This is a genomic window from Cytobacillus sp. (genome assembly GCF_032154635.1).
In the GTDB taxonomy this organism is placed as follows: domain Bacteria; phylum Bacillota; class Bacilli; order Bacillales; family Cytobacillaceae; genus Cytobacillus.
Genome location: NZ_JALDXW010000065.1, coordinates 1 through 13,191 on the forward strand (window position 1 = coordinate 1; position 13,191 = coordinate 13,191).

14 protein-coding genes are annotated in these 13,191 nt (G+C 38.0%); 6 read left to right on the top strand and 8 right to left on the bottom strand.

The genetic code is table 11. The annotated features are described in order from the left end of the window. Positions 1 to 2: 2 nt before the first annotated feature. Positions 3 to 134 (bottom strand): hypothetical protein, encoded by a 132-nt coding sequence (locus RUH74_RS23150; RefSeq protein ID WP_313804922.1) that lies wholly within the window; start codon positions 132 to 134, stop codon positions 3 to 5. A gap of 188 nt (positions 135 to 322) precedes the next feature. Between RUH74_RS23150 and RUH74_RS23155 the strand changes: the two genes are divergently transcribed. The 3 genes from RUH74_RS23155 to RUH74_RS23165 all read left to right on the top strand — a co-directional run bounded on the left by RUH74_RS23155 (position 323) and on the right by RUH74_RS23165 (position 2,767). Continuing rightward, entirely contained in the window at positions 323 to 1,150 is an 828-nt protein-coding gene (locus RUH74_RS23155; protein ID WP_313804925.1) for an amino acid ABC transporter substrate-binding protein, read from the top strand. Continuing rightward, positions 1,137 to 1,835, top strand: a complete 699-nt coding sequence (locus tag RUH74_RS23160) for an amino acid ABC transporter permease (RefSeq protein ID WP_313804958.1) — start codon at positions 1,137 to 1,139, stop codon at positions 1,833 to 1,835. Before RUH74_RS23155 ends, RUH74_RS23160 begins: the two co-directional genes overlap by 14 nt. Before the next feature lie 197 nt (positions 1,836 to 2,032). Continuing rightward, entirely contained in the window at positions 2,033 to 2,767 is a 735-nt protein-coding gene (locus tag RUH74_RS23165; RefSeq protein WP_313804927.1) for an amino acid ABC transporter ATP-binding protein, read from the top strand. Positions 2,768 to 2,881: 114 nt separating this feature from the next. Here RUH74_RS23165 and RUH74_RS23170 read toward each other — a convergent pair whose 3' ends face one another. From RUH74_RS23170 to RUH74_RS23185, 4 genes are all read right to left on the bottom strand, one after another. Then, positions 2,882 to 3,616 carry an ABC transporter ATP-binding protein gene (locus tag RUH74_RS23170; protein ID WP_313804930.1) on the bottom strand — a complete coding sequence of 245 codons (735 nt, stop codon included), beginning with the start codon at positions 3,614 to 3,616 and terminating at the stop codon, positions 2,882 to 2,884. Continuing rightward, a complete protein-coding gene (locus RUH74_RS23175; protein ID WP_313804933.1) occupies positions 3,613 to 4,311 on the bottom strand; it encodes an ABC transporter permease in 699 nt (232 codons plus the stop codon). The genes RUH74_RS23170 and RUH74_RS23175 overlap by 4 nt, the downstream gene beginning before the upstream one ends. 83 nt (positions 4,312 to 4,394) lie before the next feature. Beyond that, on the bottom strand, positions 4,395 to 5,261 hold the full coding sequence (locus tag RUH74_RS23180; RefSeq protein WP_313804936.1) for an ABC transporter substrate-binding protein: 867 nt from the start codon (positions 5,259 to 5,261) through the stop codon (positions 4,395 to 4,397). Next, entirely contained in the window at positions 5,258 to 6,193 is a 936-nt protein-coding gene (locus RUH74_RS23185) for a substrate-binding domain-containing protein (RefSeq protein ID WP_313804938.1), read from the bottom strand. The genes RUH74_RS23180 and RUH74_RS23185 overlap by 4 nt, the downstream gene beginning before the upstream one ends. A 223-nt stretch (positions 6,194 to 6,416) precedes the next feature. Between RUH74_RS23185 and RUH74_RS23190 the strand changes: the two genes are divergently transcribed. From RUH74_RS23190 to rodA, 3 genes are all read left to right on the top strand, one after another. Next, complete coding sequence (locus RUH74_RS23190) at positions 6,417 to 7,166, top strand: FixH family protein (protein WP_313804940.1); 750 nt, start codon at positions 6,417 to 6,419, stop codon at positions 7,164 to 7,166. Positions 7,167 to 7,306: 140 nt separating this feature from the next. Then, a complete protein-coding gene (locus RUH74_RS23195) occupies positions 7,307 to 8,071 on the top strand; it encodes a DUF4931 domain-containing protein (protein ID WP_313804943.1) in 765 nt (254 codons plus the stop codon). A gap of 139 nt (positions 8,072 to 8,210) precedes the next feature. Further along, positions 8,211 to 9,386, top strand: coding sequence for a rod shape-determining protein RodA (rodA, locus tag RUH74_RS23200; RefSeq protein ID WP_313804946.1), 1,176 nt, complete (start codon positions 8,211 to 8,213; stop codon positions 9,384 to 9,386). A 27-nt stretch (positions 9,387 to 9,413) separates the two neighbouring features. Here the strand turns inward: rodA and RUH74_RS23205 are convergent, their stop codons facing one another. From RUH74_RS23205 to RUH74_RS23215, 3 genes are read right to left on the bottom strand one after another with little or no spacing between them, the layout of a single operon-like run. After that, positions 9,414 to 10,481 carry a Ger(x)C family spore germination protein gene (locus RUH74_RS23205; protein WP_313804949.1) on the bottom strand — a complete coding sequence of 356 codons (1,068 nt, stop codon included), beginning with the start codon at positions 10,479 to 10,481 and terminating at the stop codon, positions 9,414 to 9,416. Beyond that, the gene (locus RUH74_RS23210) at positions 10,478 to 11,569 is read right to left on the bottom strand and encodes a GerAB/ArcD/ProY family transporter (RefSeq protein WP_313804952.1); all 1,092 of its coding nucleotides are present in this window, start codon (positions 11,567 to 11,569) and stop codon (positions 10,478 to 10,480) included. Before RUH74_RS23210 ends, RUH74_RS23205 begins: the two co-directional genes overlap by 4 nt. A gap of 20 nt (positions 11,570 to 11,589) precedes the next feature. Next, entirely contained in the window at positions 11,590 to 13,083 is a 1,494-nt protein-coding gene (locus RUH74_RS23215) for a spore germination protein (RefSeq protein WP_313804955.1), read from the bottom strand. Positions 13,084 to 13,191 lie beyond the last annotated feature (108 nt).

Sequence of the window (13,191 nt, forward strand, 5' to 3'; positions counted from 1 at the left end):
TTTTAATTATCGTTCGTTTTTGAATGCTGGTCCTTATTGCGCTTGTTGCCCTTGCTGTTATCCCCACTTATCTCTGTTTGACTGCCTCTAGGTGAATTTTGATTGTTGCTCCCTTTATTATATTTTTTTGTCATTGCAAACACTCCTTTTATTTTTTCAAACTTATTCTTCTTCTCCTTCATATTTTTTATGTGCTGACAAAGTAGTAATAAGCCTATGATTGGAAAAGATAAGAAGGAAAGTATTTTTCTTTTGACAGAAACAAGTCCATACACTAATATTATTAATACCAATAAAACTTATAGGAATTGAGGGGTTAAAAGTGAGAAAGTTTTCATTATTAGCACTATTTTTTAGTCTTGTATTAGTGATCTCCGCTTGCGGTACAAATAAAGCAAATCCGGAATCTGAAGCCAATAATGCAGAAAAACAAGATGCAAAAACTGAAGAACTGCTAGCAAAAGTAAAGGATGAAGGGAAGCTGCTGGTTGGAACAGAAGGTACTTACCCTCCATTTACGTTCCATGATGATAAAGGGGAATTAACTGGGTTCGATGTGGAAATTGTTAAAGAAGTGGCGAAGCGCTTAGATGTTGAGCCGGTATTTATGGAAACACAATGGGATGCGATGTTTGCAGGCTTGGATTCAAAGCGTTTTGATCTGGTTGCAAACCAAGTGGGGATTCGTCCAGACCGTCAGGAGAAATATGATTTTTCCGATCCGTATATTACATCTGCCGGTGTATTGATTAAGCATGTTGGTAATGAAGCTGTTACAAGCTTTGAACATATTGAAGGATTAAAGGCTGCACAATCAATGACAAGCAATTACGCAGATATTGCAAAATCTTATGGGGCTGAAATTGTGGGGGTTGAAGGCTTTAACCAAGCGATTGAATTAATTAACTCCAAGCGAGCAGATGTTACGATTAATGATAAGCTTTCTTTCCTAGATTTTAAAAAGCATAAGCCAGATGCTCCAGTTGAAATTGCTGCAACTTTAGATGATGCTTCCCAAAGTGGCTTAATGTTCAGAAAGGGAAGTGAGACGCTTGTTGATGAAGTCAATAAAGCGTTGAAAGAGATGATTGAGGACGGAACTTATTTAGAAATCTCAGAGAAATGGTTTGGTGAAGATGTTCTTAAATAGTATAATTGCTGATCCAGAGCGTGTTTCACGGCTCATTGATATTGCTCAAAGTTCCCTTCAGCCTTTGCTGAAGGGAGCCATTTTATATACGATTCCATTAACGCTAATCACTTTTGTTTGTGGACTTATCTTAGCTGTTTTAACGGCACTTGCAAGGATATCATCAGTTAAGCCGCTGCAAATCATTGCAAGAATTTATGTGTCAGCGATTCGAGGAACCCCTTTGCTAGTGCAATTATTTATTATTTTTTATGGGCTTCCAACAATTGGTGTTGTGATCGATCCATTTCCTTCAGCAGTCATCGGCTTTTCTTTAAATGTAGGAGCGTATGCATCTGAAATAATTCGTGCAGCGATATTATCCATACCAAAAGGGCAGTGGGAGGCAGGGTATTCGATCGGCATGTCTTATCCACAAACATTAAAGCGCATCATTCTTCCACAGGCTTCAAGAGTCTCACTTCCTCCGCTATCGAATACCTTTATTAGTCTAGTGAAGGATACATCTTTAGCGGCAATGATCTTAGTAACAGAAATGTTTAGAAGAGCGCAGGAAATTGCTGCTACGAATTATGAATTCCTGCTTCTATATTTAGAAGTTGCCCTCATTTACTGGGTCATTTGTTTTATTCTGTCTATTGTGCAAGGAAGATTGGAAAAGAGAATGGACCGATTTGCTTCGTAAATGACAGAATTAATAAGTTTTGACTTTGAGAATTGTCTAGCTCCAGCGCCTATCGCCTAATGGACTTCCCTTCCCCTTCAACGATAAGTCAACATCGAATCATACCGTTCTTCGTGTTTCCTTTATCTTGTTGGGGGCGGTCCAGTCCATACGGCGATAAGCAAGGCGCTTGCGCTTTTCGATAAAGGAGTATTCAAATGATAAGTATTAAAGGATTACACAAGCGATTTGATCAGCTTGAAGTATTAAAAGGAATTGATTTAGAAGTAGAAAAGGGGAAGGTTGTTGTTGTTATTGGTCCATCAGGATCAGGAAAAACGACGCTTCTTAGATGTCTGAATGTATTAGAAACGCCAACCTCTGGATCGATTCGTATCGAAGATCAATCTTTAGATTTTTCCGGTTCAGTATCTAAAAAGGATATTCCCCCGTTTCGGCGTCTGACGGGAATGGTATTTCAAAGCTATAATCTATTTCCACACATGACTGCTCTTGAAAATGTAATGGAAGGACCGGTTACAGTTAAGAAAGAGTCAAAGGAAGCTGTTCGAAAAAAAGCAGAGCAGCTGCTTTCTAAAGTTGGATTGGGAGATAAGCTTGATTATTACCCGTTTCAATTATCAGGCGGGCAACAGCAGCGTGTAGGTATTGCGAGAGCGCTTGCGATGGAGCCTAAAGTCATGCTTTTCGATGAACCAACATCTGCATTAGACCCTGAACTTGTAGGTGAAGTGCTAAAAGTAATGAAGGACCTTGCAAATGAAGGAATGACGATGATTGTTGTCACACATGAAATGCGTTTTGCAAGAGAAGCTGCGGATGAGGTGATCTTTATGGATGGCGGATTTATTGTAGAACGTGGGAAGCCAGAGGATATGTTTACTTCTCCAAAAGAAGAAAGAACCAAACAGTTTTTGAGATTAATTCAATAAAAGAAATCCTCGCTGCAGCTGCAGCGAGGATTTTTTCTACAAATATAACCTTTAGAGGAAGTATCTTAGTCCTATTCATTTTCATTAAAATGTATTAAAATCTATGCAGTTTCTTTATTCAATATGCAGGCTCATATCATGAATGAATGGAGCGGAATAATGATTTGGGTTATTTAATACAGTAGCGGTTGAGCCAATTTGAACGATGTTACCGTCCATTAGGATGGCCAATCGGTCAGACATGAATTGAATCTCTGATATATCATGACTGACAAAAATGGTGGTAGTTTTTGTTTGTTTGATGATTGCTTTAAAATCTTTTAACAGCTTAACTTTAGTCGGATAATCAAGAGCTGAGAAGGGTTCATCTAAATAGAGTACTTCAGGTTCAAGAATGAGTGCTCTAGCTAAATTGACTCGTTGTGCCTCCCCGCCAGACAGCTGATGAGCATTTTTCTTCGCAAGGTGGGAGATACCGAATTGTTCAAGCCAGAAATCAACCTTTTCTTTAATCTGTGATTTAGAAACCTTTCGGATTTTTAAGCCAGCGGCAACATTTTGGAATACAGTTGTATCAAAAATTAAAGTTTGCTGCAGAACGACTGCCCATTTTCTTCTTTGTTCTAACGGGATTCTGCTAATGGGTAATTCTTCACTTTTATAAAACAGCTTCCCTTCCGTTGGAACCTGCAGACAGGATAAAATTTTAATTAGCGTACTTTTTCCCGCACCATTTGGCCCCATCATTCCAAGAACCTCTCCTTGAGAAATGGAAAGTGATGGAACAGAGAGAATCGTACGATCTTTTTTCGTATATTGAATATTTTCTAGACGGATCATTGGATTCATCGCACTCTGTTCCTTTGCTGTAAATTTGTTAGAAGGAAGGTGATTAAAAAGGCTAAGCTCATTAAAAGGAAGGATAGAGCTAATGCGACATCAAAGTTTCCTTTAGACACCTCCATAACAATGGAGGTGGTCAATATTCTTGTTTCTCCACGAATATTTCCCCCGACCATCATTGCGGCCCCTACTTCTGCTATCACACGTCCAAATCCGGCTATAATTGCTGCAAGGATCGCAATTTTTGCTTCTCTAATTAATAATCGAACGGTTTGAAACCGTGTGGCCCCTAAAGCTTTAATTTGCAATAGCATCTTTTCATCAATTTGCTGAAAGGCACTGCAAGTAAGTCCAATAATGATGGGAAGGGACACGAGAATTTGTGCTATGATAATGGCAAATGGACTATATAATAGAGAGAATGACCCTAAAGGACCAGAGCGCCATAATAGCATCGTAATCCATAGCCCTGCAACAACAGGGGGGAGACCCATTCCGATATTAATCATTATAAGAACTAATCGTCTGCCTGGGAAAGATGTCAGCCCTAATATGATGCCAGCCGGTATTCCAATGAAAGTGCTAATTAAGACGGCTGTTAAGGATACTCTTAAAGTCAGCCAAGTAATTTGAAAGATTTCAGGGTCACCTGAAATCAGCATTTCAATAGCCTTTTTCAATCCCTCTATTAAAAGATCCATAAATTATTCCAGCTTTCTAACATAATGTGTACACACCAAGCGGACAAAACTAGCGGTTTTGTCCACGGGCGGTGCCAGGCACCTTATTCTGTGTAAGGAAAGAATAAGGGCTCTCCGTATTCATCTTGACCGAATTCTTCGATGACTTTTTGCGTTTCTTCCTTAATCATGAAATCAACAAACTTTTCTGCGCCTTCACTAAATACTTTGTCATGCTTTTCAGGATTTACCTGCATTACATGGTAAATGTTTAATAAGTCTTCATCGCCTTCAACGAGGATTTCTAAATCTACGTTTTCCTTTTGTGCTAAGTATGTTGCGCGATCTGTGATGACATATCCTTGTTTTTCAGCAGCTACTTGAAGGGTATTTCCCATTCCTTGTCCTGTTTCTGCATAGCCTGCATTGTCTCCAGGAGTAATGTTAAGTGATTGCCAAATGCCTAATTCTTTTTTATGTGTACCGGAATCATCTCCTCTGGAAATGAAAACAGCTCCATCATTAAATAACTTTTGGAATGCTTCACCTACTCCCATTCCCTTTACACCTGCTGGATCATCAGCTGGACCAACGAGAATGAAATCATTATACATGACACGTTTCCGATTGACGGCATCTCCACTATCAACGAGCTCTTGTTCAGAAGCTGGTGCGTGAACGAGGAGTACATCTGCTTCTCCCTTTGTTCCCATTTCTAATGCTTGACCTGTGCCAACAGCGATTGTTTTTACATTTGTATGACTCTCTTCTTCAAACAAGGGGATTAATACATCGAGTAAACCGCTATCCTGTGTGCTTGTTGTTGTTGCTAAAATTAAATCTTTAACCTCTTCAGCTGCTTTCGGTTGTTCTTGTTTACTGCTTGTCTCATCTGTCGAGCTTGAGCATGCTGTCATCATGAAGATCAGCATGGCGATCAAACTGAATGAAAAAATTCGTTTTACCTTCATTTTGTTTTCCTCCAAACTTTTGTTTCATACATGATTTGTCCTAGCTCTGAAGCGTCATAGCCTTCAGTACTGCTGATGCTTTCTTTAAAATCGGTAAGCTGAAGAATATCGATGAAGTGCTCCATTGCTTTCTCGTTTTTATCAGTCCATCTGAGCACGAGATCAAATTTTTCTTTCGCGATCGGAATAAAATGCAAATCTAGCTTCCTTGCAGCTGAACGAATGCCAAAAGTTGCGTCAGCTATTCCGCCGCTAATATAGGAAGCAGTCGCTAAATGATTCCATTCCTCAATCTCATAGCCGACAATATCAAGAGGATTAATGTTTACATCAGCTATTAGCGAGTCGAATAGAAAGCGAGTTCCTGCCCCCTTTTGACGATTCACAAAACGAATATTCTTTCTCGTAAGGTCTTTGATGCATTGAATGTCTTTCGGATTTCCCTTTGCAGTAATAATGCCTTGCTCTCTACCTGCAAGCCGCAATACAGTAATTCTCTCATGGATGAAGAGCTGTTTAATAAAAGGGAGATTATATTCTTTTGATGTAGGGTCTAACAAATGGATGGCCGCGATGTCACAGCTTCCTTTATATAGCATTAATAACCCTTCGAGACTTCCAATAAAGGTAGGCTGGATAGTTATTGCAGGTGATTGGCTCGTTATATACTTGATGAGCTGTTCAATTAAAAAATCGTGGCTGCCTGCAATATGTAATAGCTGCTCATGATACGGAATGTTTGCAGCTTGAGGCCCTGCTGATGGCCTGCCAGCTTCCTTAAATCTAATAATCTCACTCTCTACAACCCTCATTTTGTTTCCCACTTTAAAAGCATGAAGTTCTCCGCGTTTAATCAGCTCATAAACCGTGTTTTTGGAAATCTTAAACATTTTTGCTATTTCATCTGGTGTATAAGTTTTTTCGTGCATCATAATCACCTTCCCTTGCCCCTTTAATAAAATACAAAACTTATGGCTGATCTACTGTGACTTTTGTTATGTTTTATCAAGTTTTGCATCCTTTTGTATGATGTTGTCACAATTTGTTCAAAATGTTTAGGAGACAAATAAGGTCTATTTCATTCTTTTAACACAACTTCCATGTATAGTGTTACATAGTAAGGATAGTTATTTTGAGAAGAAAGAAGGAGTTAACTTGAAAAAAATAATCTTCGCCATTTTTATGGCCTTTATATTTTTAGCAGGATGCGGGCAAACAAGTGAAGATCATGCAAGCGGAGAGCAGGAAGAAGCTCCGGTGCCGATCGATGCGGTAATCGAATTGCCCGAAAAAGGAGAGCCGAATGTAGAAGTTGCGATTGCAGTAACGGTTTCACAGGAAAAAAAGCCAGTTGAAGATGCGGATGAAGTAAAATTTGAAATATGGAAAGAAGGAAAAAAGGATGCAAGTGAAAAGGTAGAAGCCAAACATTCTGAAAATGGAAAGTATAGCATAAACTATACATTTTTAGAAAATGGACTCTATCACGTTCAATCCCATGTAACTGCAAGAGACATGCATACAATGCCAACAGAGTCGATCCAGATTGGCAATGTGGAAGAAGAACAACATGAACATAGTGAAGAAGCAACAGAAGAGGGGCACCACCACCATGGAGAAGTGGCGATACATTTAGAAAAACCGGAAGTGATTAAAGCAAAAGGACAAACTCCTTTGGCTGTTCGTTTAAAAAAAGATGAAAGCCCACTTATGGATGCGAGGGTTCGATTAGAAATTACCAAGCAAGGCACAAATCCAGCTTGGGTAGACATGGAGGAAGCGACTGAGGGAGAGTATAAAGCTGATTATCAATTCTCTTCAGGAGGAACATATATAATAACCATTCATGTTCAAAATGATGCTGGACTTCATGAACATACAGAAGTTGAAGTAACAGTTGAATAAAACGATGAAAAGCGCATCTTTTGGTGCGCTTTTCATCGTTTTGGACCCGGTTGAAAATATTCTATTTAAGCTTTCTTCTCGCCAATTCTTCCGCATAGTTTTAAAATAAAGCTAGACAGATAGAAAAGCAGGTGGGGAAAATGACGAATACACATTTACATTTTAATACTGGTATCGGCAGACAGAAGCCGAATAGTATTCGAAATAAAGAACAAAGCTGCCCTTTTTGTGCAAGAGAACAGCTGACAGATATACTAGCAGTTGACGGTCCGATCATTTTATTGAAAAATAAATTTCCTGTTTTAGAAGATACGTATCAAACGGTTTTAATTGAGACGGATCAATGTGATGGAGAATTATCTACGTATTCAGAGGAGCATTTAATCAAGTTAATTCGCTTTGGTCTAACACATTGGCTTAAAATGACACAATCTGGTGAATATCAATCGGTCATTTTCTTCAAAAACCATGGCCCATTATCTGGAGGAACGATCGCACATCCTCATATGCAGATTATCGGATTAAACAATCTAAATTATAAAGAAAAGGTTCAGGCGCGAGATTTTGAAGGAATAACAATCGCTGAGAAAAACGGAACGATTTTTTCTATATCTACCGCTCCAAGGGTGGGCTTTTATGAGTTTAATGTGAAGCTTGGTGATATACAGGACATTCAAGCATTTGCTGCATACATTCAGACGGCTGCCCATTATACATTGAATGCTTTTCCTTTTAGCTGTAGCAGCTATAATTTATTTTTCTATGAATGCGATGGCCAGATTTATGCGAAAATTGTTCCAAGATTTATTACAACTCCGTTATTCATTGGGTATTTAATCCCGCAAGTTCCAAATAATATAGAATGGATGAAGGATGATATTCAGGAGAAATACTTTAGAAAATAAAACATTGAATAGAAATTATCACCATTCGCCGCTTCATAGTTGAGATTTTCTCCTGTAAAAAATATAATTGTACTTTGGGTAGAGGAGAGAGTCCTTAACCGGACCCGTCTTTTAGGATTTTGATTAACGGGAGAACGATATGACTTCAAAAAAAACGACATCACCCCCTAGACTTGATTTTGGGTTAATATTAATCTTATTTTTATTATTTTTAGTTAGCTGTATTTCGATATATAGTGCACAGACGACAGGACAATATAAGGAAAATTTCCTCTTAAAGCAAATGGTCTGGTATATGGTAGGTACGGGGATTATTGCAGCAGTCATCACATTGGATTCAGATCAGCTGAAAAAAATATCCTGGTATGCGTACGGGTTTGGCTTATTTCTGCTCGGCTTATTAATTGTTGCGCCAAGCAGCATCGCCCCTGTCATTAATGGGGCAAAAGCATGGTTCAGGGTGCCAGGCATGGGTTCGTTGCAGCCATCCGAGCTCGTTAAGGTTTTTATCATTCTGGCGCTTGCGAAGGTCATTGATGATCATCATGAAAAGAATCGGATAAAAACGATACAAACTGATCTTTGGCTCCTTATTAAAATTGGGATTTTTACCATGCTGCCGCTTTTACTTGTGATGAAGCAGCCAGATTTAGGAACAGGCCTTGTTTTTATTGCGATCATGCTCGGAATGATTTTTATTTCCGGCATTACCTGGAAACTGCTAGTGCCAATTTTCGGAACAGGTATTACACTTATCTCTGCTATCTTTTACTTTGTGCTCTGGCAGCCAGAGATTTTGGAGAAATACTTAGGTGTAAAGGAATACCAATTCGCAAGGATTTACTCATGGATTGATCCTTATAATTATCAGAGCTCGACAGGATTTCAATTAACAAGATCACTTCTTGCCATTGGTTCAGGCGAAACAACTGGAAAAGGCTATGGGACCAGGGAAGTCTATTTGCCAGAGAGCCATACTGACTTCATTTTTAGCATTGTCGGTGAGGAATTTGGTTTTATTGGGGCAAGCATTTTAGTTAGTTTGTTTTTCTTACTCATTTATCATATTACTCGGGTAGGTATGGAAACAAAAAATAATTTCTATACATATATATGTATAGGCGTTATTAGCATGATTACCTTTCACGTTTTTCAAAATATAGGAATGACTATCGGTTTGCTGCCGATTACGGGAATTCCGCTGCCATTTATTAGCTACGGCGGCAGCTCTTTGATGGGCAATATGCTTGCAATGAGCTTAATCTTTTCAATCAGTTATCATCATAAAAAGTACATGTTTTCCAACAATGAATAAGAGCGGTGCCTAAAGCAGGTACCGCTTTTATTCAAGCACACCAGTTTCTACAATATTTACATCTGTTTTAATTTTAAAGGTTAGCCTTTTATAATCATCTTCCCATCTTTTAAAGTTATAGCCTCTAATTTGTTTTCTATGAAAAAAACCGAAGCCAACTGGGTCAATTTCTTGTTCTTGAAATTGTTTTACTAACCCTAGGCATTCTTTATTTACTTTTTTTTCAAGTGCCTTCTCTACTTCTTTCACGATTTTTGGGGTAATTTGTTCACCTGTATATTCTGGAATAACCCCTTTTATTTTGATATGAATAACTACTTGCGAAGGATTTTTTTTGGAAATTTTTATTTTATGTTTGGAAGAGATACTTTTAATTTCCGCTTCTCTACCTGATCCTAAATCTACTTTAAAGCTGCCATTGCTATGCCTATCTGCTAGCAGTTTAAAGAAAAACATTTTATCTGTTGACAGGACATGGACTTCCCGATCCTTTTTAAAAAGGCTTAATCCACTGATTTCTACTTTTTCATTATTTATTTGGTGTAGCTCTGGAAGGTAGGGGTCCTTTCCTTGTGTATAAAAATCTCGTATAAAGATGTGCAGGTTTGTTTCTGGAAGATCCCTATATTTCATATTATGTTCAATCAGGTTATTCAGATAGGCAGAGTTTCCGCGTGGACCATATTCCCCTTTTAAAATTTGCAAAGCGCTCCCTGATGATGTGGCCAGGTAATTTCTTGCACCAATGCTGGGATCTCTCTGATAGTTATCAACGAAATCCATAATGCCTCTATCTGCAAGTTTATCACCGAAAATGGTAACCATTAATCCGCCAAGGTGAAGGGGCTCAGAAGATTGTCTTTGGATGTTTAAAAGAAGATCTCTTCTTAATTTTGCTGTTGCTGTAAACGTTTTATTCTCAGTTGATTGATCGGGAAGGTATTCTTGAATAAGAACGGTTCCGACAAATGTATCATCTTCGAGCTCATCGAATGCAGAAGCAGCCTCAATATTAATATCATCTATAATCGATTTTGGGACACAACCAGTAGTAAGTAACATCAAAAAGAGAAGGATAAAGAATAAATTTTTCATTTTTTTTTCACCTTCTTAACAATTAAGACTGCTGCAAGCAAGATGGGGATATAGAAAAACGTAAAAATGAATCCTACTTTCCCAGTGTAATCATTGATAAGTCCTACTTGTTCGCGAGTCTTAATAAAGTTAATTACGATTAAACTAATAATGGAGATCAAAATTACTCCTTTTTTCTGTTGTACATTAAATATTCTCTTTAATAATCTTGAGGCAACCCATAAGGAAATGCAAAAGTTCGGAAGAATGACCAAACTCCAAGTAGCGATACCGATATATTCAAAACGTTCAACAAATGGCATCTGCACAATTTTCCACATGGTCAATGTTGCCCATATGGATTTTCTCAGCTGTTCTTCTGAAAAAAAAGAGAGTGTCAACATCATTAATCCCGTGTATAGAAGGGTCGTTGTTAATATAGCTAAGTGTGCCCATTTTTTTGATTTTTCCGGGTTCTTTATGAATGGATAAAAGAATAAGACAATTTCGAATCCAACGAAGGTGAGCGACATATGATAGGACCCTAATAAGATGTCTTTAAAGGAGTTATCCAATATGGGCATTAGATGTTCAAAATTTGCAAACTTTAAATTAAAACCAAATACAAGAAACAAATAGGCAGGTAACACAATGCCGAAAAAGGCAATGCCTACCACTGTTCGAAATCCCCCATATATGATGTAAATGCTCAGGAGCAAATAAGCGAGTGTAAACCAAAAGATGCTCATCGTTGGAAACATCCAAACTTGAATAACTTCAAGGTAGGAGCGAAGAATGGTTAAGGCATAGGTGAAAAAATAAAAGACAAAAATCGAACTTAAGAACTTTCCAATAAAATTTCCTGCTATGTATATATGTGCAGTGACTAGATCACCATCAACAGTTTCCAAAATTTTGTACATCATCCAGACAATGACGTGGATTAAAATCCCAGCTATTAGAACCGATATCCATGCGTCTTCATGAGCATATTGAGCGATCAGACGCTGATATCCAAGAGCTCCAATTCCAATCTGCATCGAAGTGATTAAATAAAACACAAGAAATGGAGATATCTTAAATCGATCTTCTATTGGTAAATTAGGCATATACTGTGTCACCTCCAAGCCTATTCATCAATATCCTTCTTTTCCGTTGCTTTCTTTTTATTGTAACGGGTACGTTTTTTTGTTCTTAAAAAAAGTGGACGAAGTGTTTGTTTATTAAATGGAAGTCTGATAAAAGCATCCTTCAAATCTGTTGCCCTAGGAGGGTAAAATGGCTCTAAAAAGGGTCGCCCTAAAGAAGTCAGACGAATTAAATGAGTTAGCATAATACAGAAGGCAAATACAATACCAAGTAACCCCCAAAGTTCGGCGAAAATGAGAAAAGGAAAACGCAATAGACGAATTGTGTTGCCCATTTTATATACAGGTGTTGTAAAGGAAGCGAGAGCTGCCAGAGCAACGATAATAAGAAGGACATTACTTGTTAAGCCGGCTTCAACAGAGGCTGTCCCGATAACGATTCCACCTACGATACCGATTGTTTGACCGACTTTTGTCGGGAGCCTTGCTCCCGCTTCTCTTAAAAGCTCAATCGTCAATTCAAGAAATAAAGCTTCAAGTATAGGTGGCAATGGAATTTGTCTCCTTGAAGTAACGAGAGTTCCTAACAAATCCTTTGGAATTAATTCATAGTGATAAGAAAGAACAGCCACATAAATGGGTGTAATCAAAAGGGAAAAAAGGACTGCAGCTCCCCGAATTAATCTGAAAAAGGAGGCCAGGATCCAATTTAAGAAATAATCTTCAAAAGAACTGAAAAATTCGACTAAAGTCGTTGGTGCGATTAGTACATGTGGGGAACCATCCACGACAATGGCAATTTTGCCTTCAGCTAATATTCCAGCAATTCGATCAGGTCTCTCTGTGTCTAATAATTGTGGAAAAGGAGAGTTAGAATTATCACTAATTAACTGTACGATATAGGAACTATCAGTAATTGCATCAAATTCTACCTCGCTAATTCGCTGTTTGACTGTATTAATATTATCTTCGTTTGTAATTCCCTCTATATATAAGACAGCAACCTTTGTCTGCGATAAGGTGCCTAGTGTGTATTCCTCGATAATAAGTTCTTTAACTGGCAGACGCTTTCTTATTAGGTTTAAATTTTGCCCTAGAGATTCAACGAATGCCTCTTTAGGTCCAATAACAGAGAACTCGATTTCGGGTGGACTCAAACTCCGGACAATTTCTTTTTGGGTTGCAATAAATGCAAAATGCTCCGGTTCTGAATCAATGGTCAGCATGATATAGCCATTTAGTATTTTTTTATCAATAACTGTATAATCAGTAGAAATTTCTACATCAGCTGACGGCACAATTTTTTTAACATCATCGAGCGTCTGCAAATCTCCTTCAAGTAAGTATGGGAGGACCCCCTGCTGGATGATCTGCTCATCAACTAACGTAGACATGAAGGTTAGGCAAAAAGGGACATTGCTTTTTTGATTTATATAGGTAGATTGTGTAAAGTCATTTGATTTTCCTAACGCTTTTTCCCAGTTTCCATTATTTTGTTTTGAATCATTTCGCTTTTTATTTAACCATCTTTTCATTCATAATCACCGTCAGCTTTGGTTTGGCATTATGCTTATTGTTTACCGTTATTGGAAAACTTATGAATCATAACCGCAAAAGTGAGGGAATTAAGTAAAATAAAAAAG

Bases quoted from the DNA above. Each gene is read 5' to 3' on its own strand.
- RUH74_RS23150 (WP_313804922.1), bottom strand. From the start codon at position 134: ATGACAAAAAAATATAATAAAGGGAGCAACAATCAAAATTCACCTAGA.
- RUH74_RS23160 (WP_313804958.1), top strand. From the start codon at position 1,137: ATGTTCTTAAATAGTATAATTGCTGATCCAGAGCGTGTTTCACGGCTC.
- RUH74_RS23165 (WP_313804927.1), top strand. From the start codon at position 2,033: ATGATAAGTATTAAAGGATTACACAAGCGATTTGATCAGCTTGAAGTA.
- RUH74_RS23170 (WP_313804930.1), bottom strand. From the start codon at position 3,616: ATGAATCCAATGATCCGTCTAGAAAATATTCAATATACGAAAAAAGAT.
- RUH74_RS23175 (WP_313804933.1), bottom strand. From the start codon at position 4,311: ATGGATCTTTTAATAGAGGGATTGAAAAAGGCTATTGAAATGCTGATT.
- RUH74_RS23180 (WP_313804936.1), bottom strand. From the start codon at position 5,261: ATGAAGGTAAAACGAATTTTTTCATTCAGTTTGATCGCCATGCTGATC.
- RUH74_RS23185 (WP_313804938.1), bottom strand. From the start codon at position 6,193: ATGATGCACGAAAAAACTTATACACCAGATGAAATAGCAAAAATGTTT.
- RUH74_RS23195 (WP_313804943.1), top strand. From the start codon at position 7,307: ATGACGAATACACATTTACATTTTAATACTGGTATCGGCAGACAGAAG.
- rodA (WP_313804946.1), top strand. From the start codon at position 8,211: ATGACTTCAAAAAAAACGACATCACCCCCTAGACTTGATTTTGGGTTA.
- RUH74_RS23205 (WP_313804949.1), bottom strand. From the start codon at position 10,481: ATGAAAAATTTATTCTTTATCCTTCTCTTTTTGATGTTACTTACTACT.
- RUH74_RS23210 (WP_313804952.1), bottom strand. From the start codon at position 11,569: ATGCCTAATTTACCAATAGAAGATCGATTTAAGATATCTCCATTTCTT.
- RUH74_RS23215 (WP_313804955.1), bottom strand. From the start codon at position 13,083: ATGAAAAGATGGTTAAATAAAAAGCGAAATGATTCAAAACAAAATAAT.